Origin of the sequence: Caballeronia calidae (genome assembly GCF_900044055.2) — a bacterium.
Taxonomy (GTDB): domain Bacteria; phylum Pseudomonadota; class Gammaproteobacteria; order Burkholderiales; family Burkholderiaceae; genus Caballeronia; species Caballeronia calidae.
Genome location: NZ_FCOX02000049.1, coordinates 35,071 through 57,383, shown reverse-complemented (window position 1 = coordinate 57,383; position 22,313 = coordinate 35,071). Strand labels below are relative to the sequence as shown.

At 63.2% G+C, this 22,313-nt stretch carries 17 protein-coding genes; 15 read left to right on the top strand and 2 right to left on the bottom strand.

Annotated features, from left to right (window positions below; translation table 11 throughout):
- Positions 1-176: 176 nt before the first annotated feature.
- Positions 177-1,367: a M20 aminoacylase family protein gene (locus AWB78_RS31325; RefSeq protein WP_062610506.1), complete on the bottom strand. Its 1,191-nt coding sequence runs from the start codon at positions 1,365-1,367 to the stop codon at positions 177-179.
- Positions 1,368-1,528: 161 nt separating this feature from the next.
- On the opposite strand from AWB78_RS31325, the gene AWB78_RS31320 reads away from it, so the two are divergent.
- Together AWB78_RS31320 and AWB78_RS31315 are read left to right on the top strand one after the other, a co-directional pair.
- Positions 1,529-3,649 carry a molybdopterin-containing oxidoreductase family protein gene (locus AWB78_RS31320; RefSeq protein WP_062610505.1) on the top strand — a complete coding sequence of 707 codons (2,121 nt, stop codon included), beginning with the start codon at positions 1,529-1,531 and terminating at the stop codon, positions 3,647-3,649.
- Positions 3,650-3,738: 89 nt separating this feature from the next.
- Positions 3,739-5,412 carry a long-chain fatty acid--CoA ligase gene (locus AWB78_RS31315; RefSeq protein WP_062610504.1) on the top strand — a complete coding sequence of 558 codons (1,674 nt, stop codon included), beginning with the start codon at positions 3,739-3,741 and terminating at the stop codon, positions 5,410-5,412.
- 162 nt (positions 5,413-5,574) lie between these two features.
- Here the strand turns inward: AWB78_RS31315 and AWB78_RS31310 are convergent, their stop codons facing one another.
- Positions 5,575-6,735 (bottom strand): porin, encoded by a 1,161-nt coding sequence (locus AWB78_RS31310; protein ID WP_062610503.1) that lies wholly within the window; start codon positions 6,733-6,735, stop codon positions 5,575-5,577.
- Positions 6,736-7,184: 449 nt separating this feature from the next.
- Between AWB78_RS31310 and coq7 the strand changes: the two genes are divergently transcribed.
- From coq7 to AWB78_RS31245, 13 genes are all read left to right on the top strand, one after another.
- Positions 7,185-7,841, top strand: coding sequence for a 2-polyprenyl-3-methyl-6-methoxy-1,4-benzoquinone monooxygenase (gene coq7, locus AWB78_RS31305; RefSeq protein WP_062610502.1), 657 nt, complete (start codon positions 7,185-7,187; stop codon positions 7,839-7,841).
- Between the two features lie 390 nt (positions 7,842-8,231).
- Positions 8,232-8,660 carry a division/cell wall cluster transcriptional repressor MraZ gene (mraZ, locus tag AWB78_RS31300; protein ID WP_062610501.1) on the top strand — a complete coding sequence of 143 codons (429 nt, stop codon included), beginning with the start codon at positions 8,232-8,234 and terminating at the stop codon, positions 8,658-8,660.
- A 16-nt stretch (positions 8,661-8,676) separates the two neighbouring features.
- The gene (gene rsmH, locus AWB78_RS31295; protein ID WP_062610500.1) at positions 8,677-9,627 is read left to right on the top strand and encodes a 16S rRNA (cytosine(1402)-N(4))-methyltransferase RsmH; all 951 of its coding nucleotides are present in this window, start codon (positions 8,677-8,679) and stop codon (positions 9,625-9,627) included.
- Positions 9,624-9,968: a cell division protein FtsL gene (gene ftsL / locus AWB78_RS31290; protein ID WP_062610499.1), complete on the top strand. Its 345-nt coding sequence runs from the start codon at positions 9,624-9,626 to the stop codon at positions 9,966-9,968. The genes rsmH and ftsL overlap by 4 nt, the downstream gene beginning before the upstream one ends.
- A complete protein-coding gene (locus AWB78_RS31285; protein WP_062610498.1) occupies positions 9,965-11,821 on the top strand; it encodes a peptidoglycan D,D-transpeptidase FtsI family protein in 1,857 nt (618 codons plus the stop codon). The genes ftsL and AWB78_RS31285 overlap by 4 nt, the downstream gene beginning before the upstream one ends.
- Positions 11,818-13,362 (top strand): UDP-N-acetylmuramoyl-L-alanyl-D-glutamate--2,6-diaminopimelate ligase, encoded by a 1,545-nt coding sequence (locus tag AWB78_RS31280; RefSeq protein WP_062610497.1) that lies wholly within the window; start codon positions 11,818-11,820, stop codon positions 13,360-13,362. Before AWB78_RS31285 ends, AWB78_RS31280 begins: the two co-directional genes overlap by 4 nt.
- Entirely contained in the window at positions 13,359-14,789 is a 1,431-nt protein-coding gene (locus AWB78_RS31275) for a UDP-N-acetylmuramoyl-tripeptide--D-alanyl-D-alanine ligase (RefSeq protein WP_062610496.1), read from the top strand. Before AWB78_RS31280 ends, AWB78_RS31275 begins: the two co-directional genes overlap by 4 nt.
- A gap of 23 nt (positions 14,790-14,812) precedes the next feature.
- Positions 14,813-15,982 (top strand): phospho-N-acetylmuramoyl-pentapeptide-transferase, encoded by a 1,170-nt coding sequence (gene mraY, locus AWB78_RS31270; RefSeq protein WP_062610495.1) that lies wholly within the window; start codon positions 14,813-14,815, stop codon positions 15,980-15,982.
- A gap of 48 nt (positions 15,983-16,030) precedes the next feature.
- Positions 16,031-17,539 carry a UDP-N-acetylmuramoyl-L-alanine--D-glutamate ligase gene (gene murD, locus AWB78_RS31265; protein WP_062610494.1) on the top strand — a complete coding sequence of 503 codons (1,509 nt, stop codon included), beginning with the start codon at positions 16,031-16,033 and terminating at the stop codon, positions 17,537-17,539.
- A complete protein-coding gene (gene ftsW, locus AWB78_RS31260) occupies positions 17,536-18,831 on the top strand; it encodes a putative lipid II flippase FtsW (RefSeq protein ID WP_062610493.1) in 1,296 nt (431 codons plus the stop codon). The genes murD and ftsW overlap by 4 nt, the downstream gene beginning before the upstream one ends.
- A complete protein-coding gene (gene murG, locus AWB78_RS31255; protein ID WP_062610492.1) occupies positions 18,828-19,946 on the top strand; it encodes an undecaprenyldiphospho-muramoylpentapeptide beta-N-acetylglucosaminyltransferase in 1,119 nt (372 codons plus the stop codon). Before ftsW ends, murG begins: the two co-directional genes overlap by 4 nt.
- Positions 19,947-21,338, top strand: a complete 1,392-nt coding sequence (gene murC / locus AWB78_RS31250) for a UDP-N-acetylmuramate--L-alanine ligase (protein ID WP_062610491.1) — start codon at positions 19,947-19,949, stop codon at positions 21,336-21,338.
- A gap of 25 nt (positions 21,339-21,363) precedes the next feature.
- Positions 21,364-22,305 carry a D-alanine--D-alanine ligase gene (locus AWB78_RS31245; protein ID WP_062610512.1) on the top strand — a complete coding sequence of 314 codons (942 nt, stop codon included), beginning with the start codon at positions 21,364-21,366 and terminating at the stop codon, positions 22,303-22,305.
- Positions 22,306-22,313: the final 8 nt, after the last annotated feature.

Below are 22,313 nucleotides of genomic sequence, written 5' to 3'. Positions count from 1 at the left end.
GTGAAACGACTCCACGCCGATGATAGTGCGGATCACCCGTGTGAAAGTAGGTAATCGTCAGGCTCCTCATGCTGAAATCAAAAACCCCACCCCGAAAAGGTGGGGTTTTTGCGTTTGAGGTGGCGCTTATAGCTTGGCAATGACTCAAGCAGCGGGCATTCGCCCGCGCCAAGTTTTCAACGCGCCAAGAACCGCTCCGCCAGACGCACCCAATACGACGACCCAATCGACAACAAATCATCGTTGAAGTCATAGCTCGCGTTGTGCAGCATGCATGGACCTGCGCCATGCCCGTGTTCGCGATGTCCACCATCGCCATTACCCAAGAACGCGTAGCATCCGGGCTTTTCGAGAAGCATGAACGAGAAGTCCTCTGCGCCCATCGTTGGTTCTGCGGCACTATCGACTCGATCTTTGCCAACGACTTCCGCCATCACTTCCGCGGCAAATCTCGCCTCCGTAGGAGTGTTGATCGTCGGGGGGTAGTTTCTGTGGAAGTGCAGATCCACTTCGCAATCGTAGGCGGCCGCGGTCGCTTCGACGATCTTGCGCATGCGCTCTTCGATCAGATCGAGCGTATCCACAGTGAAGGTGCGCACGGTGCCGCCGAGCCAAGCCTGATCAGGTACGACGTTCATCGCGTCGCCGGCGTGAATTTGCGTGATGGAAAGAACCGCGGTATCGATCGGCTTTTTGTTCCGCGTAATGATGCCTTGAAGGCCATTCGCAATCTGGACCGCCGTAAAAACAGGATCGCGCCCGTTATGTGGCAAGGCTGCATGCGAACCGGTCCCCCGAATCGTGATCCGAAATTCGTTACTCGACGCCATGATGGGTCCATCGGTCACGCCGAAATGACCGGTAGGAATGCCGGGCCAGTTGTGAATGCCAAACACCGCATCCACGGGGAAGCGCCTGAAGAGACCGTCCTCGATCATGGCTTTCGCGCCCGCACCGCCCTCTTCGGCGGGCTGAAAGATAAAAACGACCGTCCCATCGAACTTGCCGTGTTCGGCCAGATGTTTGGCGGCGCCGAGCAGCATCGCGGTGTGACCATCGTGACCGCACGCGTGCATGCGACCGTCATTCGTCGATCGATGTCCGAATGTATTCACTTCCTGGATGGGCAGCGCGTCCATATCGGCGCGCAGTCCGATCGATCCAGCGCCGGAACCCCGCTTCAATACTCCGACGACGCCCGTCTTGCCCAGCCCGCGATGGACTTCGATTCCCCATCGTTCAAGGCAATCGGCCACGAGTTTCGCGGTGCCGACTTCCTCGTAACGCAACTCGGGATGAGCATGGATCGTTCGTCGGAGCGTTTTGATTTCGTCGTGTGATGCTTCGATTTCCGGGATCAGATTCATTTGAACCGCTCTCACGTTTAAATTCAGAGCGCGCGTATTGACCGCGCAGAGTCGTTCCATTCTACGCCGCCAGTATTTACTCCACCGGACGGTCGATCGCATAGCGTCCGTAATAGAATTCGGTCATCTGCCGCCTTTAATCTGATTTACCGGACTTCCCGATGAACGCTCCAGCCGAGTTTGCCCGAGCCGTATGCCCGCACGATTGCCCCGACACATGCGCGATGCGCGTAACAGTAAAGGACGGCAAAGCGGTCAAAATCAGCGGCGATCCTGATCATCCGCCGACGCAAGGTGTCCTTTGCACGAAAGTGACGCGATATGCCGAACGCACGCATCACAAGGATCGCCTTCTGACTCCGCTCAAGCGAGTCGGGAAGAAGGGCGAAGGAAAGTTCGAACCGATCGGCTGGGACGAGGCGTTGCAACTTGCCGCCGAACGCCTGAATACGATCGCCGGGCGCGCGCCTGAGGCCATCGTCCCCTACAGCTACGCCGGCACGATGGGACTGGTGCAGGGTGAAAGCATCGCCGCCCGATTTTTCAACGTACTCGGAGCGTCACGCCTGGAACGCACGATTTGCGCCGCGGCGGGCGCGGCCGGTCTGCGCTACACCTACGGCGCAAGCCTCGGCATGCACGCGGAATTTTACGAAGAGAGCGAACTGATCCTGATCTGGGGCGCGAACCCGATCGCCTCGAGCCTGCACTTCTGGACACGCGCCCAGGAAGCCAAGCGACGGGGCGCGAAGCTGATCGCGATCGATCCCTACAGATCGCTCACCGCCGAAAAGTGCCACCAGCACATCGCGTTGCGCCCGGGCACCGATGCCGCACTCGCGCTCGGGATGATCGATGTGCTCGTCCGCGAGAATCTCATCGACCATGAATACGTGCGCGCGCATACCGTCGGCTTCGACGAGCTAGCAGCGCGCGCGGCGCAGTATCCGCCGTCGCGCGTCGCAAAGATCTGCGGCATCGAAGAGAACGTCGTCGTCGAGCTCGCCCGTGCATTCGGATCGACGAAGAAGGCTGCGATTCGGCTCAACTACGGCATGCAGCGCGTGCGGGGTGGCGGCAATGCGGTTCGCGCGATCGCCTGCCTGCCGTCATTGACCGGAGCGTGGCGTGAACGCGCTGGCGGATTGCTGCTCTCATCGTCAGGCTGGGCGCCGATCGACGGAAGCGCGCTCGAGCGTCCCGACCTGCTGCCCGGTCGACCCTCGAAACCGCCGCGCGCGATCAATATGAACGCGATCGGCGACGCATTGCTGCATCAAGGCGACGAGGCCTTCGGGCCGAAAATCGAAGCGCTGATCGTCTACAACTCGAATCCGGTGGCGGTCGCGCCGGACTCGGCGAAAGTCGCCGCCGGGTTCGCGCGTGACGACCTGTTCACGATCGTGCTCGAACACTTCCAGACGGACACAGCCGACTACGCCGACCTGATCTTCCCCGCGACGACGCAACTCGAGCATCTGGACGTCCACAAGTCATACGGACACACGCACGTGATGGCGAACCTGCCCGCGATTCCGCCGGTCGGTGACGCGCGCCCGAACACGGAGATCTTTCGCGGCCTCGCGCGCGCGATGGGCCTCGTCGAGCCGGCGCTTTTCGAGACCGACGAACAGATCGCGTCGAAGGCTTTTCGTTGGGACGACCGCACGCTCGAAGGTCAGAACTGGGACGCGCTGAAGTCCTCGGGCTGGCTGAAGCTCGACATCGCCGAGGCGCCGCTGGCGGAGGGCGCGTTCCGCACGCCGTCGGGCAAGTGCGAGTTTTACAGCGAGCGGCTGAAACGCGAAGGCCTCGATCCATTGCCCGATTACCTGCCGCCCTATGAATCCGCGGACGGCTCGCCGGAGCTGGCGGCCCGATATCCGCTCGGGATGATTTCCCCCCCCGCGCGCAACTTTCTGAACAGCAGCTTCGTGAACATCGAGAGCCTGCGCGCGGCGGAACGCGAGCCTTATCTGGACATTCATCCCGACGACGCCAAGGCGCGCGGCATCGTCGATGGCGCGCTCGTGCGTATCTTCAACGACCGCGGCTCCATGCAGGCTCGCGCGCGCGTGACGGAGCGCGCGCGCGAAGGCGTCGTGGTTGGACTCTCGATCTGGTGGAAGAAGCTGTCGCCGGACGGTTGCAACGCCAATCAGGTCACGAGCCAGGCATTGACCGATCTCGGGGGATCGGCGACGTTTTACGATTGCCTCGTCGAAGTGGAACAAATGGACGGATGGCGCTCGAAAGAGCGGGCCGGGATGGGCCTGGTGTAAGGCGTCTAACCCAATTGCCGCAGACTTGTCGAGAAGCTAGGATCTCGTTTCCGCACGATCATTCTAAAATCCTATAAAGGAGACGCCGTATGGAGAAACCCTGGCTGAAGTCTTACCCGGCCGGCGTGCCTGCGGACATCGATGCATCCGCGTACCGGTCGGTTTCCGAGCTGCTCGAGGACAGCTTCCGCGCGAATCGCGATCGGCGCGCGTTCGTGTGCATGGGTCAGTCGATCACCTACGCCGAGCTCGACGCGATGTCGAGAAAACTCGCCGGGTGGTTCCAGAAGAAGGGCCTCAGGCACGGCGCGCGCGTCGCGCTGATGATGCCCAATGTCTTGCAATATCCGATTGCGATCGCGGCCGTGCTGCGCGCCGGCTACATCGTGGTCAACGTCAATCCGCTCTATACGCCGCGCGAGCTGGAACATCAACTGAAGGACAGCGGCGCCGAAGCGATCGTCATCCTGGAGAACTTCGCGGGCACGCTGCAGGCCGTGGTCAGGAATACGGCGGTCAAACATGTGATCGTCGCGTCGATGGGCGATCTCATGGGGCTGAAGGGCCTGCTGGTCAACTTCGTCGTCCGACGCGTGAAGAAGATGGTGCCCGAATGGAGCTTGCCGGGCAGTATCCGGTTCAACGACGCGCTCGGTGAAGGTAGCCGGAGCACGCTTCAACCCGTCACTCAAAATCCCGATGACGTCGCGTTCCTGCAGTACACCGGCGGCACGACGGGCGTCTCCAAGGGCGCGACGCTCACGCACCGGAACTTGATCGCGAACACGCTGCAATCCGAAGTCTGGCTGGAGCCGGCGCGCAAGCGTCGTCCCGACATCGACCAGTTTGTCTGTGTGGTCGCGCTGCCGCTGTATCACATCTTCGCGCTGACGGTCTGCGGAATGCTGACGATCCGGACCGGTGGCCTCGGCGTGCTGATTCCGAATCCGCGAGACATCGCGGGGACGATCAAGGAGCTGAAGGGCATTCCCATCAACACGTTTCCGGCGGTCAACACGCTCTATAACGCGCTCCTGAATCACCCCGATTTCGGCAAGCTCGACTTCTCCAAGCTCATCGCGGCGAACGGCGGCGGCATGGCGGTCCAGGAAGCTGTGGCGAAGCGCTGGTTCGCCGCGACCGGCGTGCCGATCGTCGAGGGCTACGGTTTGTCCGAGACATCGCCGTGCGTGACCTGCAATCCGGTGACGGCGACGGAATACACCGGCACGATCGGCTTGCCGCTGCCGTCGACGGAAATCTCCATCCGCGACGACGACAACAACGAAGTGCCGCTCGGCCAGGCCGGCGAGATCTGCATTCGCGGACCGCAGGTAATGGCGGGCTACTGGAATCGCCCCGACGAAACCGCAAAGGTGATGACGCCGGACGGCTTCTTCCGCTCGGGCGATGTCGGCGTGCTCGATGAGCGCGGCTACGTGAAGATCGTCGATCGCAAGAAGGACATGATTCTCGTGTCGGGCTTCAACGTGTACCCGAACGAGATTGAGGACGTCGTTGCGATGTTGCCCGGCGTGTTCGAAGTCGCGGCGGTCGGCGTGAAGGATCAGACTTCCGGCGAAGCGGTGAAACTCTTCATCGTGCGCAAGGATCAGAGCCTCACCGAGGCCGACGTCATGGCCTACTGCAAGGAGCGGCTCACGGGGTACAAGCGCCCGCGCATGATCGAGTTCCGGAACGACCTGCCGAAGAGCAATGTCGGCAAGATTCTGCGGCGCGAATTGCGCGACGGACGCGCTTAGGCCGCTCCAATTTCCCGAAAACAAAAAGCCTTCGCGTCGCGAGACACGAAGGCTTTTTTGTTGTCCGCACGCGACACGAACGCAGAGCATTTCCGCCGGACGCATACGAAAAAAAGGCGCCCGAAGGCGCCTTTCAGAGCGTACTGCTTTGTTACGACCTTATTAGAACTTGTGGCGCATGCCGATGATAGCAGTCACCTGGTTCGACGTCGACGACGGCGACAGGCCGTTGATGTTCGCGACAGCCGAGGTGTTCGTCGAGTCCGTGCCGCTGGCGTGCTGGTACACACCGTTGATGTACACGTCGGTACGCTTCGACAGGAAGTAGTCCGCGCCGAGCATTGCCTGCTGATACTTGGCGTCGGTCAGGCCGTAACCCTTCGTGTAGTCATATGCCACGCCCAGGAGCAGAGCCGGGGTCAGCTGATACTTGAAGTTGATTTCGGCGTTGTGGAACTTGCCCGCACCGCTCGTGAAGCCAGCCGGGTTCAGGCCAGTGCCCGTAACGGTACCGACGTCCTTGAACATCGTGTTGCTATACGTCGCGCCGATGGTCGCCGCGCCGAACGTGTAAGCACCGCCAGCCGAGATCACTTGCTGCGTCTTCGCCGATGCGAAGCCCGAGTACACGCGGCTGAGCATGTTCGAACCCGTGGTGCTCGACGACGGCGTGTTGCCGAAGAACGAGAAGTTCGGGTCGCGCACGTTCAGGTAGCCAGCGCCCAACTGCAGGGGACCTTGCGAGTAGCCGAGACCAACCGACCAGATCTGGTTGCGGTTGAACTGGCCAGCGACGCCGCCGAGGCTGTACAGACCGCCGAACGTGAAGCCGGCGTAGTTCGCGCTCGTGTACTTGATCGCGTTGTTCACGCGATTCGCGTTGTTCATGTTATCCAGGTCGCCCGGGTGCGCACCGGCGAACGTTGCCCACTGGCTGCCGGCTTCGAGTGCGCCGGTGTAGTCGACCACGGAGTCGTACTGGCGACCCAGGGTGACCGTGCCAAACTGAGTCGAACCCAGACCGACATACGCCTGACGGCCGAACTCAGCGCCGCCTTGACCCAGACGGCCGTTGAACACGTTGAAGCCGTTTTCCAACACGAACAGGGCCTTCAGACCGCCACCCAGATCTTCCGTGCCGCGCAGGCCCCAACGGCTGCCCTGCAGGTTGCCGCTGCTCATTGCATACAGCTGTTCGCCGTTGCTGTTGTTGTTGAAGGCGAAGCCTGCGTCGATGATGCCATACAGCGTCACGCTGCTCTGCGCATGTGCGGCGCCTGCGAAAACGCCCAATGCGGCGAGAGCGAGAAGCGACTTTTTCATTGATTAGATCTCCAGGGAGTGTTTGCGACTTTTTGGCAAGGCCACTGTTCTAGCGCCAGTGTGTTGACGGTCCCTGCCGGGCTTCTTAACGAAGTTGACACGTAATGTAACAAAGAGACTTTGACGGACAAAGGAAAAGGGGGCGGTCCGCCGACTCATGTGACGTTTACGCAACAGGCGCTAAAATGTTGGTTTTGCAGGATTTTTACGACTCGTGTTTGCCCTAATTACCAACGGACGCGGTTGCGAAGGGGCGTTTGGGCGTCCGATCGGCCGGTAGAACCTCGTCCGATCAGACAATCCCGCGTTGGCTTGGGGCGGCTGTCGATGCGCTAAAATCCGCGTTTCCGCATGGACCCGACCGACTACCGGTCGAGATGCCGAGTTCGCATGAGCGAACGAGAGGATACGGATTGCTGCAACGCTGGATTTTGAAGAGAGGTGACAACATGACGCTCGATGAAGTCATCAGCGAGTTCGATCGAGGTTTGCGCTCCATGACCGGCGTGAGCCGCATGTCGCGGCCGATTCCCGAAGCGACGGCATCGGGCGCGGTCGCCGACGGCGATGTCCTTTCGGATGAGTCGCAATTGACGGACAAGGAGCGCGCGCACTCGGCCGGCCTGATGCGCGTGAACCATGTCGGCGAAGTCTGCGCGCAGGCGCTTTATCAGGCACAGAAGCTTGCCACCAGTTCGCCCGAGCTCAAGGCGAGCTTCGAGCAGGCGGCCCGGGAAGAGGAAGATCATCTTGCGTGGACCTCAAAGCGCCTGAAGGATCTCGACTCACGACCGAGCCTGTTGAACCCGTTCTGGTATGCCGGGGCACTCGCGATCGGCTTCGTGGCCGGCCGCTTCGGCGATCGCGCCAGTCTTGGTTTCATGGCCGAGACCGAACGCCAGGTCGAACAACATCTCGACGGCCACATGAAGACCTTGCCAGCGAACGATCACGCTTCGCGCGCGATCGTCGAGCAAATGCGTCTCGATGAAAGCGCGCACGCGGCCGCAGCGATCGGTGCCGGCGGCAGCGAAGTACCGTTTCCGGTCCGGGCGCTGATGCGCGCGGCATCGAGGGTGATGACGGGCACCGCTTACTATATATAACGTCGAGACGTCTTCGCCCGGCTCTTCCACCCTCGGACCGGGCGCTTCGTGGCCGCATCCCACCCGCAGCCCATAAATCGGCCGAAAAGACCGTTACATTTCCCTCATTTCGCCGATTGATTTCACGTACTACCTTCACATCCTTCACTAGCCCTCTAATTCATAACGGTTTTCTCTTTCGCCGTCACTTCAAGCTCCTGCGCTAAGTCCTTGTTCTAGCAAATAAAAAGCATTCGAAAAAAAGGTACGCGTCTTGACCGAGGAAATGCGTTCCTCTAAAGTGGGAGACAGTGTGAGAAAGTGGTCTTTTGTGTGATTCAGAGGCCATTTTCGAGCAAAAGCGGAGAGGGACGCACGTCACGGTGGGCGTCGATAACGGGGAGAGGGTGAGTGTTCCAAGGGGCGTCGGCGCTGACGCTCGATGCGAAAGGACGGATGTCGGTTCCGTCGCGCTATCGGGAAGCGCTGCAAGGGCAGGCAGAAGGCCGGGTGACGCTCACGAAGAGCCCGGATGGATGCCTGTTGCTCTTTCCTCGCCCTGAGTGGGAAGTCTTTCGCGCCAAGGTCGCCGCGCTTCCGATGGAAGCCATGTGGTGGCGGCGCATCTTTCTCGGTAATGCAATGGATGTCGAACTCGACGGCAACGGGCGCGTGCTGGTCTCGCCCGAGCTGCGCGCTGCCGCGTCGCTGGAAAAAGAAGTGACGCTGCTCGGCATGGGCGCGCACTTCGAGTTGTGGGATTCGCAGACTTACGCGGCGAAGGAAGCCGCGGCGATGGCGCAGGGCATGCCCGAAGCGCTGAAGAACTTCACTTTCTGACGCGGCGCTGAAGAACATGGCGAAGCCGGGAAATGAACTGCAGCACCGCACGGTGCTGCTGACAGAAGCAGTAGACGCACTGATCACGCGCGCGGACGGCATCTATATAGATGGCACGTTCGGACGCGGCGGTCATAGCCGGGCGATTTTGCAGCGGCTGGGGGATGCGGGGCGGCTCATCGCCTTCGACAAGGATCCTCTCGCCATCGCTACGGCGCAACAGATTCAGGACTCGCGCTTTTCGATCGTGCACGACAGCTTCGCGGCTTTACGCGACGCGGCGAGCGAGCGCGGGGTGGGGCGGGTGTCGGGCGTATTGCTCGACCTTGGCGTGTCGTCGCCGCAGGTGGACGACCCGGAGCGCGGCTTCAGCTTCCGCGCGCAAGGTCCGCTCGACATGAGGATGGACCCGACTCGCGGCGAGTCGGCGGCTGAGTGGCTCGCGCGAGCCACGGTGCAGGAAATTACGGAGGTCATCAGAGATTATGGGGAAGAACGGTTTGCTTTTCAGATTGCAAAGGCGCTTGTTGCTCGCAGGGCAGAGTCCGACCGTCTTGGGCCTCTCGACAGCACGGGCGAGCTTGCCGAAATCGTGGGTCACGTCGTCAAAACCCGTGAAAAGGGCAAGGACCCGGCAACTCGCACCTTTCAGGCTATACGGATTCACGTCAATCAAGAGCTTGCGGAGCTGCAGGTAGTACTCGAATCGGCATTGGCATTGTTGGAGCAAGGGGGGCGGCTGGTCGTGATCAGCTTTCATTCACTCGAAGACCGGATCGTCAAGCGGTTCATGCAGGCGCACGCGAGCGCGCCGGCGGTGGACCGTCGTTTGCCGATCCGCGCGGTCGACCTTCCCAGCCCGCCGCTGCGTGTGGTCGGCCGCGTGTTTCCGAGTGATGCCGAAGTCGCCGACAACCCGCGCGCCCGGTCCGCGGTGATGCGTATCGCTGAGCGGATCGCGCCATGAACCGTCTCAATATCTTCCTGCTGATCATCGTGCTCGGGTGCGCGTTGTCGGTCGTCAGTTCCACGAATCAGCAGCGGGAAATCTTCATCGATTTGCAGCGGGCGCAGTCGCAGGAGCGTCAGCTTCAGCAGGACTACGCGCAGTTGCAGTACCAGCAGAGCGCGCTGTCGAAGACATCGCGCATCGAACAGTTGGCCACCAGCTCACTGAAAATGCAGTCCGTGACGACCGGCCGCACGCAATATCTCACCTACGACACGGCGAGCAACAAAGCCGCCGACGCACCCGTGCCGCCGCCGCTGCCGGCGTCGGCGCCACCTGCACGCGGAGCCAAGCGATGAAAAAATCCGCGAAGCAGAAAGACGTCGCCCACACGCCGAACCCCCTCCTCGCCGTGCGCCTACCGATGTGGCGCTCGAAGTTCGTCGTGTTCCTGCTCTTCATGGCGTTTGTTGCGCTCGCCGCGCGCGCGTTCTGGATTCAGGGCCCGGGCAACGCGTTCTTCAAGAAACAGGGCGAGAGCCGCTATCAGCGCACGCTCGAGCTGCCGGCGACACGCGGCCAGATTCGCGACCGCAACGGCCTCGTGCTCGCCACCAGTCTGCCCGTGAAAGCCATCTGGGCCATTCCCGAAGCCGTGCCGAACGATCTCGGCGCGGACAAGTTCTCGCAATTGTCGAAACTGCTCGGAATGCCGGAAAAAGAGTTGCGCGCGAAACTTTCGATGGACAAGACCTTCGTCTACGTGAAGCGTCAGGTGCCGCTCGAAGTCGCGCAGAAGGTCGCCGCGCTGGACATCCCCGGCATTTATTCGCGAGGCGAATACAAGCGCTTTTATCCGGAAGGCGAAATCACCGCGCACCTGATCGGCTTTACTAATATTGAAGACAAGGGACAGGAAGGCGTCGAGCTCGGCGACCAGAACGTCCTCGCCGGCACGCCGGGCATGCGCCGGGTCATCAAAGACCGCATGGGCCACATCGTCGAGGACGTCGACGAGCAGGTCGTGCCGCACAATGGCGCGGACGTCGAACTCTCGATCGACAGCAAGATTCAGTACATCGCGTACACGAACCTGAAGGCCGCCGTCGAGAAGTCGAAGGCGAAGGCCGGCGCGGCGATCGTGATCGACACGAAGACGGGCGAGGTGCTCGCGCTCGTCAACTATCCCACGTACAACCCGAACGACCGTTCGCGCATGACCGGCGAGCAGTTGCGCAACCGCATCCTTACGGACACATTCGAGCCGGGCTCGATCATGAAGCCGTTTACTGTTTCGCTCGCGCTCGATCTGCATCGCGTGACGCCGAATACGCTCGTGGAAACGGGCGGCGGCGTTTTCGTGCTCGACGGCGCGCGCATCACGGACGATGCCGGTTTCGGCACGCTGACCGTGGGCGGCGTGATTCAGAAGTCGAGCAATATCGGCGCGACCAAAATTGCGATGCAATTGCGTGCCGAGGAAATGTGGAACATGTACACGAGCCTCGGTCTCGGTCAGGCGCCAAAAGTCGGTTTTCCGGGCGCGGTGACCGGGCGTCTGCGGCCGTGGAAGAGCTGGCGGCGGATCGAGCAGGCGACGATGTCCTACGGCTACGGCCTGTCGGCGTCGCTGTTCCAGTTGGCGCGCGCTTATACCGCGATCGCGCATGACGGTCAGGTCATGCCTGTCTCGATTTTCCGCACGCCGGGCGACCAGCCGCCTGTAGGTCAGCAAGTGTTTTCGCCGACCACCGCGCGTGAAGTGCGCGCGATGCTCGAAACCGTGACGGCGAAGGGCGGCACGTCGCCGGATGCGGCGGTGCCGGGCTATCGCGTCGGTGGCAAGTCGGGGACGGCATACAAACATGCGGGCCACGGCTACGACCGTTCGAAGTACCGCGCATCGTTCGTCGGCATGGCGCCGATGCCGAATCCGCGCATCGTCGTGGCCGTGTCGGTCGACGAGCCGACTGTCGGTAGCCACTTCGGCGGCCAGGTGTCGGGTCCGGTCTTCTCGGGCATCGTCGGCGATACGCTGCGCGCGCTGAACGTTCCCCCGGACATGCCGGTGAAGCAGATGGTCGTCACCGACGAGTCGAACTCCGCAGCACAGCCGGCCGCGCAGCAGCCGGCGAACACCAACAACGCGAACACCGCGAAGAAAGTCGCGGTGTCGAGCAATATGAAGACGCACCCGGGAGTCGTGCGATGAGCGCGCAAGCCCGACAGAGCAAGATGCAAAAGGACGTATCACATGCCGTTCAATGGCTGCGCGCGCACGCGCAGCCCGAGGCGCAGTTGCATGCCGACACGCGCGCGCTCAAAAGCGGCGACGTGTTTCTCGCCTATGCAGTCGAAGGCGCGGACAACCGTCCGTATCTCGATGCCGCGCTCGCCGCGGGCGCGGCCGCCGCGCTGTATCAGCCGGAGAACTTCACGGGCAAGCCGGATGCATCGACGACGCTCGCCGTGAAGGCGCTCAACGAACTCGCCGGTCCGATCGCGTCCGCGTGGTACGGCGAGCCGACCGCATCGATGCTCACCGTCGGCGTGACGGGCACGAACGGCAAGACCTCGTGCAGCCAGTGGATCGCCACTGCATTGACCGCGCTCGGCCGTCCGTGTGCGATCGTCGGCACGCTCGGCATCGGCATGCCGGGCAAGCTCGTGCATAGCGGCTTCACCACGCCCGACGCGCCGCAGCTTCAGCGCAATCTCGCGCAACTGAAGGCGCAGGGCGCGGAAGGCGTCGCGATGGAAGTGTCGTCGCACGCGCTGCATCAGGGCCGCGTGAATGGCGTCGATTTCGACATCGCCATCTTCACGAATCTCACGCAGGATCATCTCGATTACCACGGCACCTTCGAGGCTTACGAAACGGCGAAGGTGCGTCTTTTCGCGTGGCCGTCGCTCAAGACGGCGATCGTCAATCGCGACGACGCGGCCGGCCAGCGGCTGATCGAATCGCTGCGCGGCAAGGTGCGCACGATCGCGTACGGCGTCGACATGCCCACCGATGCCGCGCCGAGCGCCGACGCCATGCTGCTCGCGACGCAAGTCCGCGCAACGGCCACGGGCACGGCGTTTCATCTTTCGTCGGATTGGGGCGAGGCCGATGTCGAAGTCGGCACGCTCGGCGCGTTCAACGTGAGCAATCTCCTTTCCGTGCTCGGCGTGCTGCTCGAAGTCGGCGTGCCGTTCGATGCCGCGATCGCGCGCATCGAGAAGCTCGAGTCGGTCAGTGGCCGCATGGAGCGCCTCGGCGGGCGCGTTCAGAGCGACGAGCCGCTCGTCGTGATCGACTACGCGCACACGCCCGACGCGCTCGACAAGACCCTCGCCGCGCTGCGCCCGATCGCGCAGGCGCGTGGCGGCGAACTCGTCTGCATGTTCGGCTGCGGCGGCGATCGCGACGCGACCAAGCGTCCGCTGATGGGCGAGATCGCCGAGCGTCGCGCGGATCAGGTCGTCATCACGAGCGACAACCCGCGCAGCGAAGATCCGCAAGCCATCATCGACCAGATCGCGACGGGCATGAAGGACGCCGCGAAAGCGCGCCGCATCGAAGACCGCGCGAGCGCCATTCTGCATGCGATCCGCTCGGCGGCGCGTGAGGATGTCGTCGTACTCGCAGGAAAAGGACACGAAGCCACGCAGGAAATCATGGGCAAGAAGCGCGCATTCTCGGATCAGGATCACGCGCGCCTCGCGCTCGCCGCACGCGCCACGCAACAGCGCGGAGGTGGCGAATGACGATGTTCACTCTTCGCGAAGCCGCCGACATGATGCCCGGCGCAAACATCGACGGCGATGACAACATCACGATCCGCCGCGTCGTGACGGACAGCCGCGGCATTCAGGCCGGCGATCTGTTCGTCGCGGTGAAGGGCGATCGCTTCGATGCGCATGATTTTCTCGATCAGGTTGCGAAGAGCGGCGCGGCTGCCGCGCTCGTGTCTCGCGACCCGAGCAATGCCGATGCCTGGCCACTTCCTTTCATCAAGGTAAAGGACACGCGCGCCGCGCTCGGTGCGCTGGCGCACGGCTGGCGCAAGCGCTTCACGATGCCGCTCGTCGCGGTCACTGGCAGCAACGGCAAGACCACGGTCAAGGAAATGATCGCGTCGATCTTCGCGGCTGCGGTCGGCGAAGAAGCGCGGCTCGCAACCGCAGGCAACTTCAACAACGACATCGGCTTGCCGCTCACGCTTTTCGGTCTGAGCGACGCGCACGAGCTCGCGGTCGTCGAGCTAGGCATGAATCATCCGGGCGAAACGGAAGTGCTCGGCAAGATCGCCGCGCCGGACGTCGCCGTCGTGAACAACGCGCAGCGCGAGCATCAGGAATTCATGGCAACGGTGGAAGCCGTCGCGCTCGAACACGCTTCGGTGATTCACGCTCTGGGCGAAACGGGCACGGCCGTATTCCCCGCCGACGATCAATACGCCGTCTTCTGGCGGACCGCCGCGACGGACAACGCGATCATCGACTTCGCTCTCACCGATGACGCAGCGAAGGCCGCTGTCACCGGCACGCTCGAAGGCACGACAGTACGCATGCACACGCCGCAAGGCGCGCTCGACGTCGCGCTGAACGTGCTCGGCGAGCACAACGCGCGCAACGCATTGGCCGCCACCGCCGCCGCGCTGGCAGCAGGCGTGTCGCTCGATGCGATCAAGCGCGGGCTCGAAGCGTTTCAGCCCGTGAAAGGCCGCTTGCAGGTGAAGCGCGCGATTCTCGGTGCGCTGAACGGCGCGACGGTCATCGACGACACCTACAACTCGAATCCCGATTCGATGCGCGCTGCCATCGACGTGCTCGCGTCGCAAGCTCAACCGCGCGTCCTCGTGATGGGCGACATGGGCGAAGTCGGCGAGGAGGGCCCGGCGTTTCATCGCGAGGTCGGCGCGTATGCGGCCGAGCGCGGCATCGACGCGCTGTTCGCGCTCGGCGCCGCGAGCCGCGATTCGGTGAACGCATTCAACGCGAAAGCATCGAAGCAAACCGGCGCGCATTTCGCCGATGTCGAAAGTTTGATCGCCGCGCTTCAAAGCGCCGGTTACGGCAGCAAGGCAACGTATCTCGCGAAAGGCTCGCGCTTCATGAAGATGGAGCGCGTCGTCGACGCATTGACGATATCCCAGCAACCGGCAGCGGGCGAGAAGTCCGCCGCACACTGACTTACCGAAAGAGAAGGACCAGCATGCTACTCGCGCTCGCGCAATGGCTTCAGAATGACGCCAGTTTTCTGCGCGTGTTCACCTACATCACGTTCCGCGCCGTGGGAGCCACGGCGACGGCGCTTCTGATCGGCCTCGTCTGCGGCCCGTGGGTCATCCGCAAGCTCACCGCGCTGAAGGTCGGTCAGGCCGTGCGCAAGGACGGCCCGCAGACGCACCTCGTCAAATCCGGCACGCCGACGATGGGCGGCGTACTCATTCTCATCGGCATCGCGGTTTCGACGCTGCTGTGGGCCGACCTCACCAATCGCTTCGTGTGGATCGTGATGCTCGTCACCTTCGGCTATGGCGTGATCGGCTGGGTCGACGACTATCGCAAGGTCGTGCACAAGGACCCGCGCGGCATGTCCTCGCGGGAAAAGTATTTCTGGCAATCGGTCATCGGCATTTTCGCGGCGGTTTATCTCGCGTTCTCCGTGTCGGAGGCGAATAACGCGCGCGTGTTCGATCTCTTCATGGCGTGGGTTCGCAGCGGCCTGTCGATGGGCCTGCCCGCGCGCGCCGACCTGATGCTGCCGTTCGTCAAGGCGATCAGCTATCCGCTCGGCGTGTGGGGCTTCATCGCGATGACCTACTTCGTGATCGTCGGGTCGAGCAATGCGGTGAATCTCACCGATGGTCTCGACGGCCTCGTCATCATGCCCGTCGTGCTCGTGGGCGCATCGCTCGGCGCGTTCGCATACGTGATGGGCAGCTCGGTCTATTCGAAGTACCTGCTGTTCCCGCACATTCCCGGGGCGGGCGAGCTTTTGATCTTTTGTTCCGCAATGGGCGGCGCGGGCCTCGCGTTTCTCTGGTACAACACGCACCCCGCGCAAGTCTTCATGGGCGATGTCGGCGCGCTCGCGCTCGGCGGCGCACTCGGCACGATCGCGGTGATCGTCCGTCAGGAAATCGTGCTGTTCATCATGGGCGGCATCTTCGTCGCGGAAACGCTCTCCGTGATGTTGCAGGTCTTCTGGTTCAAATTCACGAAGCGCCGTTACGGCGAAGGCCGGCGCTTCTTCAAGATGGCGCCGCTGCATCACCACTACGAGCTGTCCGGCTGGACGGAGACGCAAGTGGTGGTGCGCTTCTGGATCATCACGTTGATGCTGTGCCTGTTCGGATTGTCGACGCTCAAGTTGCGTTGATTTTTATTCGTTTTCGCGGTTCTTCAGATCTTTGGAAAAGGTAAAGCGATGTTTGGCGAGAAGTTTGTCGGTCGGCAAGGTCCGATGGTGCTCGTGCTGGGACTGGGTGAATCCGGTCTCGCGATGGCGCGCTGGTGCGCCAGGCACGGTTGCCGCCTGCGGATCGCCGACACGCGCGAAACGCCGCCGAATCTTTCCGAACTCGCCATTCACAAGATCGACGCGGACTTCGTTGGTGGCGCGTTCACGCCCGCGTTGCTCGACGGCGGCATCGAACTCGTCGCGATCAGCCCCGGTCTTTCGCCGCTCGCGCCGGATCTCGCGCCGCTGATCGCGGCCGCGAAGGAGCGCGGCATTCCCGTGTGGGGCGAGCTGGAGCTCTTTGCGCAGGCGCTCGCCGGACTGGGCGCGAACGGCTACGCGCCGAAGGTCATCGCCATTACCGGCACGAACGGCAAGACCACGACGACGGCGCTCACGGGCCTTCTGTGCGAGCGCGCGGGCAAGTCGGTTGCGGTGGCGGGCAACATCAGCCCGGCGATGCTCGACAAGCTCACCGAAGCCATCGATCAAACCGCGCTGCCCGATGTCTGGGTGCTCGAACTGTCGAGCTTCCAGCTTGAAACGGCGCACACCTTCGCGCCCGATGCGGCCGCGGTGCTGAATATCACGCAGGATCATCTCGACTGGCACGGCGGACTCGACGCCTACGCAGCCGCGAAAGGCCGCATCTTCGGTCCGCGCACCACGCGCGTGCTGAACCGCGACGATAACCGCACGATGAAACTCGCAGCGAACGTCGCGCAGGATCGCGTCGTGAGCTTCGGGCTGAACGAGCCGCTGCACGTTGGCGATTACGGCTTGCTGCGCGATAACGGCATGTCGTGGCTGGTCATCGGTGTCGATCAGGACGCAAGCGACGAAGCGCCGACGCGTCGCCGTAAGCAGGAAGTCAGCGAGCCGACCGTCGTCTCGAAGCGACTGATGCCCGTCGATGCGCTGCGCATCCGCGGTCTTCACAACGCGGCGAACGCGCTGGCGGCGCTCGCATTGACGCGCGCGATCGACCTGCCGCTGGCCGCGTTGCTGCACGGACTGCGGGAGTATCGCGGCGAGCCGCATCGCGTGGAAGTGATCGCACAGATCGATGGCGTCGATTATGTCGACGACAGCAAGGGCACGAATGTCGGCGCAACGGTCGCCGCGCTCGACGGTCTCGCGCAACGCGTCGTGCTGATCGCCGGCGGCGACGGCAAGGGTCAGGACTTCTCGCCGCTCGAAGCACCCGTCGCACGCTGGGCACGCGCGGTCATGCTGATCGGCCGCGACGCGCCGCGCATTCGCGAGACGCTCGCATCGACGGGCGTCGCGCTCGAAGATCACACGACGCTCGAAGCCGCGACGAACGCCGCCGCGCGCATCGCCGAACCCGGCGACGCCGTGCTGCTCTCGCCCGCGTGCGCGAGCCTCGACATGTTCAAGAACTACGCACATCGCGCCGACGTGTTTCGCGGCGCGGTCGAAGATATCGCCGCGGCGCGGGGAGTGATGCTATGAGCTGGTCGGAACGCTTCGGATCGAAACTGACTGGCCAGCGCAACGCGGTTCCGCACGACTCGCTCGGCGGCCGTTCGAGTTCCGGCGTGCGCTCGCGCCGTGAAGAGGCGAGCGGTATTTCGAGCGCCGTGAACGGCGTGCGTCCCGCGCGCTCGCGCATGCTCGACTACGATTACTCGCTTCTGTGGGTGATGATCGCGCTGCTCGGCCTCGGCATCGTGATGGTGTACTCGGCGTCGATCGCCATGCCGGATTCGCCGAAGTACGCGAGCTACCGCGACTATCACTTCCTCGTGCGCCACCTGATCTCGATCACGACGGCGCTCGTCGGCGCGACCATCGCGTTCAAGATTCCGATCAAGACGTGGGAAAAGTACGCGCCGAAGCTCTTTCTCGTCGCGCTGGTGATGCTCGTCATCGTGCTGATTCCGCACGTCGGCAAAGGCGTGAACGGCGCGCGCCGCTGGATTCCGCTCGGCATCACGAACATGCAGCCGTCGGAAATCATGAAGCTCGCGGTGACCATCTACGCCGCGAACTACACCGTGCGCAAGCAGGAATTCATGCACAGCTTCGGCAAGGGCTTCCTGCCGATGGCGGTCGCCGTCGGCGCGGTCGGCGCGCTGCTGCTGCTCGAACCGGACATGGGCGCGTTCATGGTGATCGCTGCGATCGCGATGGGCGTGCTGTTCCTCGGCGGCGTCAACGGCAAGCTGTTCGGCGGTCTCGTGGCGACGGCGGTCGGCACGTTCACGCTGCTCGTGTGGGCATCGCCGTGGCGTCGCGAGCGGATCTTCGCGTACCTCAATCCGTGGGATGACCGCTATGCGCAGGGCAAGGCCTATCAGCTGACGCACTCGCTGATCGCGTTCGGACGTGGCGAGTGGTTCGGCGTCGGGCTCGGCGGCAGCGTCGAGAAGCTCAACTATCTGCCCGAAGCGCATACCGACTTCATTCTCGCGGTGATCGGCGAGGAACTCGGTTTCGTCGGCGTGATCTGCGTGATCCTGCTGTTCTACTGGATCGTGCGCCGCGCGTTCGAGATCGGCCGTCAGGCGCTCGCGCTCGATCGCACGTTCGCCGGTCTGATGGCGAAGGGCGTGGGCATCTGGTTCGGCGCGCAGACCTTCATCAACATGGGCGTGAACCTCGGCTTGCTGCCGACCAAAGGTCTCACGCTGCCGCTCGTTTCCTACGGCGGCTCGGGCATTTTGCTGAATTGCGTCGCGCTGGCGGTGCTGCTGCGTGTGGACTACGAAAACCGGGTTCTGATGCGCGGAGGAAAGGTATGACCGCGCAAGCTACGCGAACCCTGATGGTGATGGCCGGCGGCACCGGGGGCCACGTGTTCCCGGGGCTCGCGGTCGCGCACTGGATGCAGGCGCACGGCTGGCGCGTGGTGTGGCTCGGCAATGCGAGCGGCATGGAAGCGACGCTCGTGCCGAAGCATGGCATTCCGATGGAATGCGTGCGCTTCGGCGGCGTGCGCGGCAAGGGCATCAAGACGAAGCTGATGTTGCCGGTGAATCTGCTGCGCGCGTGCTCGCAAAGCCTGAGCGCCTTGCGTCGCGTGAAGCCGGACGTGGTGCTCGGCATGGGCGGCTACATCACGTTTCCGGCGGGCATCATGTCGAAGCTCGCCGGCTGCCCGCTCGTGCTGCACGAACAGAATTCGATCGCCGGACTCGCCAACAAGGTGCTCGCGCATCTCGCGAAGCGCGTGCTCGTCGCGTTCCCCAATGCTCTGCCGAATGCCGAATGGACCGGCAATCCGATCCGTGCGGAACTAACGCGCGCATTGCCACCCAAAGAACGCTACGCCGCGCGTTCGGGACGCCTGAACGTGCTCGTCGTCGGGGGCAGTCTCGGCGCGGCCGCGTTGAACGAAACCGTGCCCAAGGCGCTCGCGATGCTGAACGCGGATGAACGTCCGCGCATCGTGCATCAGGCGGGCGCGAAGCATATCGAAGCACTGGAAGCGAACTACGCGGCGGCGGGTCTCGCGCGCGGCGAGGACTTGCAGCTCGTGCCGTTCATCGAGGACATGGCGAGCGCGTACGCATCGGCGGATCTCGTTATCTGCCGCTCGGGCGCGATGACCGTCTCGGAAATCGCGGCGGTCGGCGTGGCTGCACTCTTCGTGCCGTTCCCGTTCGCCGTCGACGATCACCAGACGACCAACGGCGCGTTCCTCGCGAAGAACGGCGCGGCTGAACTGATACAACAACGCGATTTGTCGGCGCAAAAGCTAGCCGACTGGTTACGCGCACAGTCGCGCGCGACGCTCGCGGACATGGCCGAGCGCTCGCGCGCGCTCGCCAAACCGGATGCGACCGAAAGGGTTGCGAGCGTTTGCGCCGACGTGGCCGGCGCGCGTTTCGACGCGCAAGCTCGGGAGGCACATTAAATGAAACATATCGTCAAGCATATTCACTTCGTCGGGATCGGCGGCGCGGGCATGAGCGGCATCGCCGAGGTGCTGCTGAATCTCGGCTATCACGTGAGCGGTTCCGATCTCTCGAACAACGCCGTTACGGAGCGGCTGCGGGCGCTCGGCGCGCGCGTCGAGATCGGTCATCAAGAGCAGAACATCGAAGGCGCGAATGCGGTCGTCGTGTCGACGGCCGTGCGCCCGGACAACCCTGAAGTGCTCGCCGCACGCCATCGCCGCGTGCCGATCGTGCCGCGCGCCGTCATGCTCGCGGAACTGATGCGTCTGAAGCAGGGCATCGCGATCGCCGGCACGCACGGCAAGACCACGACCACGTCGCTTGTCGCGAGCGTGCTCGCAGCAGGCGGGCTGGATCCGACGTTCGTCATCGGCGGGCGCCTGATCAGCGCGGGCGCGAACGCGCGTCTGGGCACGGGAGATTTCATCGTCGCCGAAGCCGATGAGTCGGATGCGTCGTTCCTGAATCTCTTCCCGGTGATCGAAGTCATCACGAACATCGACGCCGATCACATGGACACCTACGGCCACGATTTTGCGCGGCTCAAGCAGGCGTTCATCGAGTTCACGCATCGTCTGCCGTTCTATGGCATCGCGGTGCTGTGCGTCGACGATCCGAACGTGCGCGAGATCCTGCCGTTCGTCTCGAAGCCGATCATCCGCTACGGCCTCGGCGCGGAAGCGCAGGTGCGCGCGGTGAACGTCGAGGCGCGCGACGGCCGCATGCATTTCACGACGCTGCGCGAAGACGCGCCGTCGCTCGACATCGTGCTGAACCTGCCGGGCACGCACAACGTGCAGAACGCGCTCGCTGCAATCGCGATTGCGACTGAACTTGAAGTCGCGGATGCCGATATCCAGCGTGCACTCGCCGAATTCAACGGCGTGGGCCGACGCTTCCAGCGTTATGGCGAAGTGAAAGCGAGCAGCGGCGAAGGCGCGTACACGCTGATCGACGACTACGGTCATCACCCGGTGGAAATGGCCGCGACGATCGCGGCGGCGCGCGGCGCGTTTCCCGACCGGCGTCTCGTGCTCGCGTTCCAGCCGCATCGCTATACGCGTACGCGCGATTGCTTCGAGGACTTCGTGAAGGTGCTGTCGACCGTCGATGCGCTCGTGCTCACCGATGTCTATGCCGCGGGCGAAGCGCCCATCGTCGCTGCGGACGGCCGCGCGTTGGCGCGAGCCATTCGCGTGGCGGGCAAGGTCGAGCCGGTGTTCGTCGAAACGATCGACGAAGTGCCTGACGCGGTCACGACGATCGCGCGCAACGGTGATGTGGTAATCGCGATGGGCGCGGGCTCCATCGGCGGCGTGTGCGGAAAACTGGCGAACGGCCAGAACTGAAATGAAAGACGTAACGAGTCATCAAGTGAATCAAATCGATCCGAAAGTCTTCGGCAAAGTCGCGGTGCTGCTCGGTGGAAATTCCGCCGAGCGCGAGGTCTCGCTCAACTCCGGACGCCTCGTGCTCGAAGGCCTGCGCGAAGCGGGCATCGACGCGCATCCGTTCGATCCGGCCAGGCATCCGCTTTCGGATCTGAAGGCTCAGGGCTTCGTGCGCGCGTTCATCGCGCTGCATGGCGGCTATGGCGAAAACGGACAACTGCAGGGCGCGCTCGATTTCTACGGCATCCGCTATACGGGCAGCGGCGTGCTCGGCTCGGCGCTCGGCATGGACAAGCTGCGCACGAAGCTCGTGTGGCAGCAGACCGGTATTCCGACGCCGCCGTTCGAAACCGTCTTCCGCGGCGAAGACTACGCGGCGCGCGCGCAGGACGCCATCGCGAAGCTCGGGCTTCCGCTCTTCGTGAAGCCGGCGAGCGAAGGCTCGAGCGTGGCCGTCATCAAGGTGAAGAGCGCGGAGGCGCTCGTGCCCGCGCTCGAGGAAGCCGCGCAGTACGACAAGATCGTGATCGTCGAGAAGAGCATCGAAGGCGGCGGCGAGTTCACGTGCTGCATCGCGGGCGATCTCGACCTGCCGGTCATCAAGATCGTGCCGGCGGGCGAGTTCTACGACTACCACGCGAAGTACGTCGCCAACGACACGCAGTACCTGATTCCGTGCGGCCTGACGGACGCCGAGGAAGCGCGCATGAAGCAGCTGACCAAGCGCGCGTTCGAGATTCTCGGCTGCACCGACTGGGGTCGCGCCGACTTCATGCTCGATGCCGACGGCAACCCGTATTTCCTCGAAGTGAACACGGCACCCGGCATGACGGATCACTCGCTGCCGCCGAAGGCCGCGCGCGCGGTCGGCATCAGCTACAAGGATCTCGTCGTGAAGGTGCTGTCGCTCACGCTGAAGAACTAGTTCGATCA

What these genes read in the sequence shown, in the direction of transcription:
- AWB78_RS31325 (WP_062610506.1), bottom strand. Translation starts at nt 1,367, where the DNA reads ATGAATCTGATCCCGGAAATCGAAGCATCACACGACGAAATCAAAACG.
- AWB78_RS31320 (WP_062610505.1), top strand. Translation starts at nt 1,529, where the DNA reads ATGAACGCTCCAGCCGAGTTTGCCCGAGCCGTATGCCCGCACGATTGC.
- AWB78_RS31315 (WP_062610504.1), top strand. Translation starts at nt 3,739, where the DNA reads ATGGAGAAACCCTGGCTGAAGTCTTACCCGGCCGGCGTGCCTGCGGAC.
- AWB78_RS31310 (WP_062610503.1), bottom strand. Translation starts at nt 6,735, where the DNA reads ATGAAAAAGTCGCTTCTCGCTCTCGCCGCATTGGGCGTTTTCGCAGGC.
- coq7 (WP_062610502.1), top strand. Translation starts at nt 7,185, where the DNA reads ATGACGCTCGATGAAGTCATCAGCGAGTTCGATCGAGGTTTGCGCTCC.
- rsmH (WP_062610500.1), top strand. Translation starts at nt 8,677, where the DNA reads ATGGCGAAGCCGGGAAATGAACTGCAGCACCGCACGGTGCTGCTGACA.
- ftsL (WP_062610499.1), top strand. Translation starts at nt 9,624, where the DNA reads ATGAACCGTCTCAATATCTTCCTGCTGATCATCGTGCTCGGGTGCGCG.
- AWB78_RS31285 (WP_062610498.1), top strand. Translation starts at nt 9,965, where the DNA reads ATGAAAAAATCCGCGAAGCAGAAAGACGTCGCCCACACGCCGAACCCC.
- AWB78_RS31280 (WP_062610497.1), top strand. Translation starts at nt 11,818, where the DNA reads ATGAGCGCGCAAGCCCGACAGAGCAAGATGCAAAAGGACGTATCACAT.
- AWB78_RS31275 (WP_062610496.1), top strand. Translation starts at nt 13,359, where the DNA reads ATGACGATGTTCACTCTTCGCGAAGCCGCCGACATGATGCCCGGCGCA.
- mraY (WP_062610495.1), top strand. Translation starts at nt 14,813, where the DNA reads ATGCTACTCGCGCTCGCGCAATGGCTTCAGAATGACGCCAGTTTTCTG.
- murD (WP_062610494.1), top strand. Translation starts at nt 16,031, where the DNA reads ATGTTTGGCGAGAAGTTTGTCGGTCGGCAAGGTCCGATGGTGCTCGTG.
- ftsW (WP_062610493.1), top strand. Translation starts at nt 17,536, where the DNA reads ATGAGCTGGTCGGAACGCTTCGGATCGAAACTGACTGGCCAGCGCAAC.
- murG (WP_062610492.1), top strand. Translation starts at nt 18,828, where the DNA reads ATGACCGCGCAAGCTACGCGAACCCTGATGGTGATGGCCGGCGGCACC.
- murC (WP_062610491.1), top strand. Translation starts at nt 19,947, where the DNA reads ATGAAACATATCGTCAAGCATATTCACTTCGTCGGGATCGGCGGCGCG.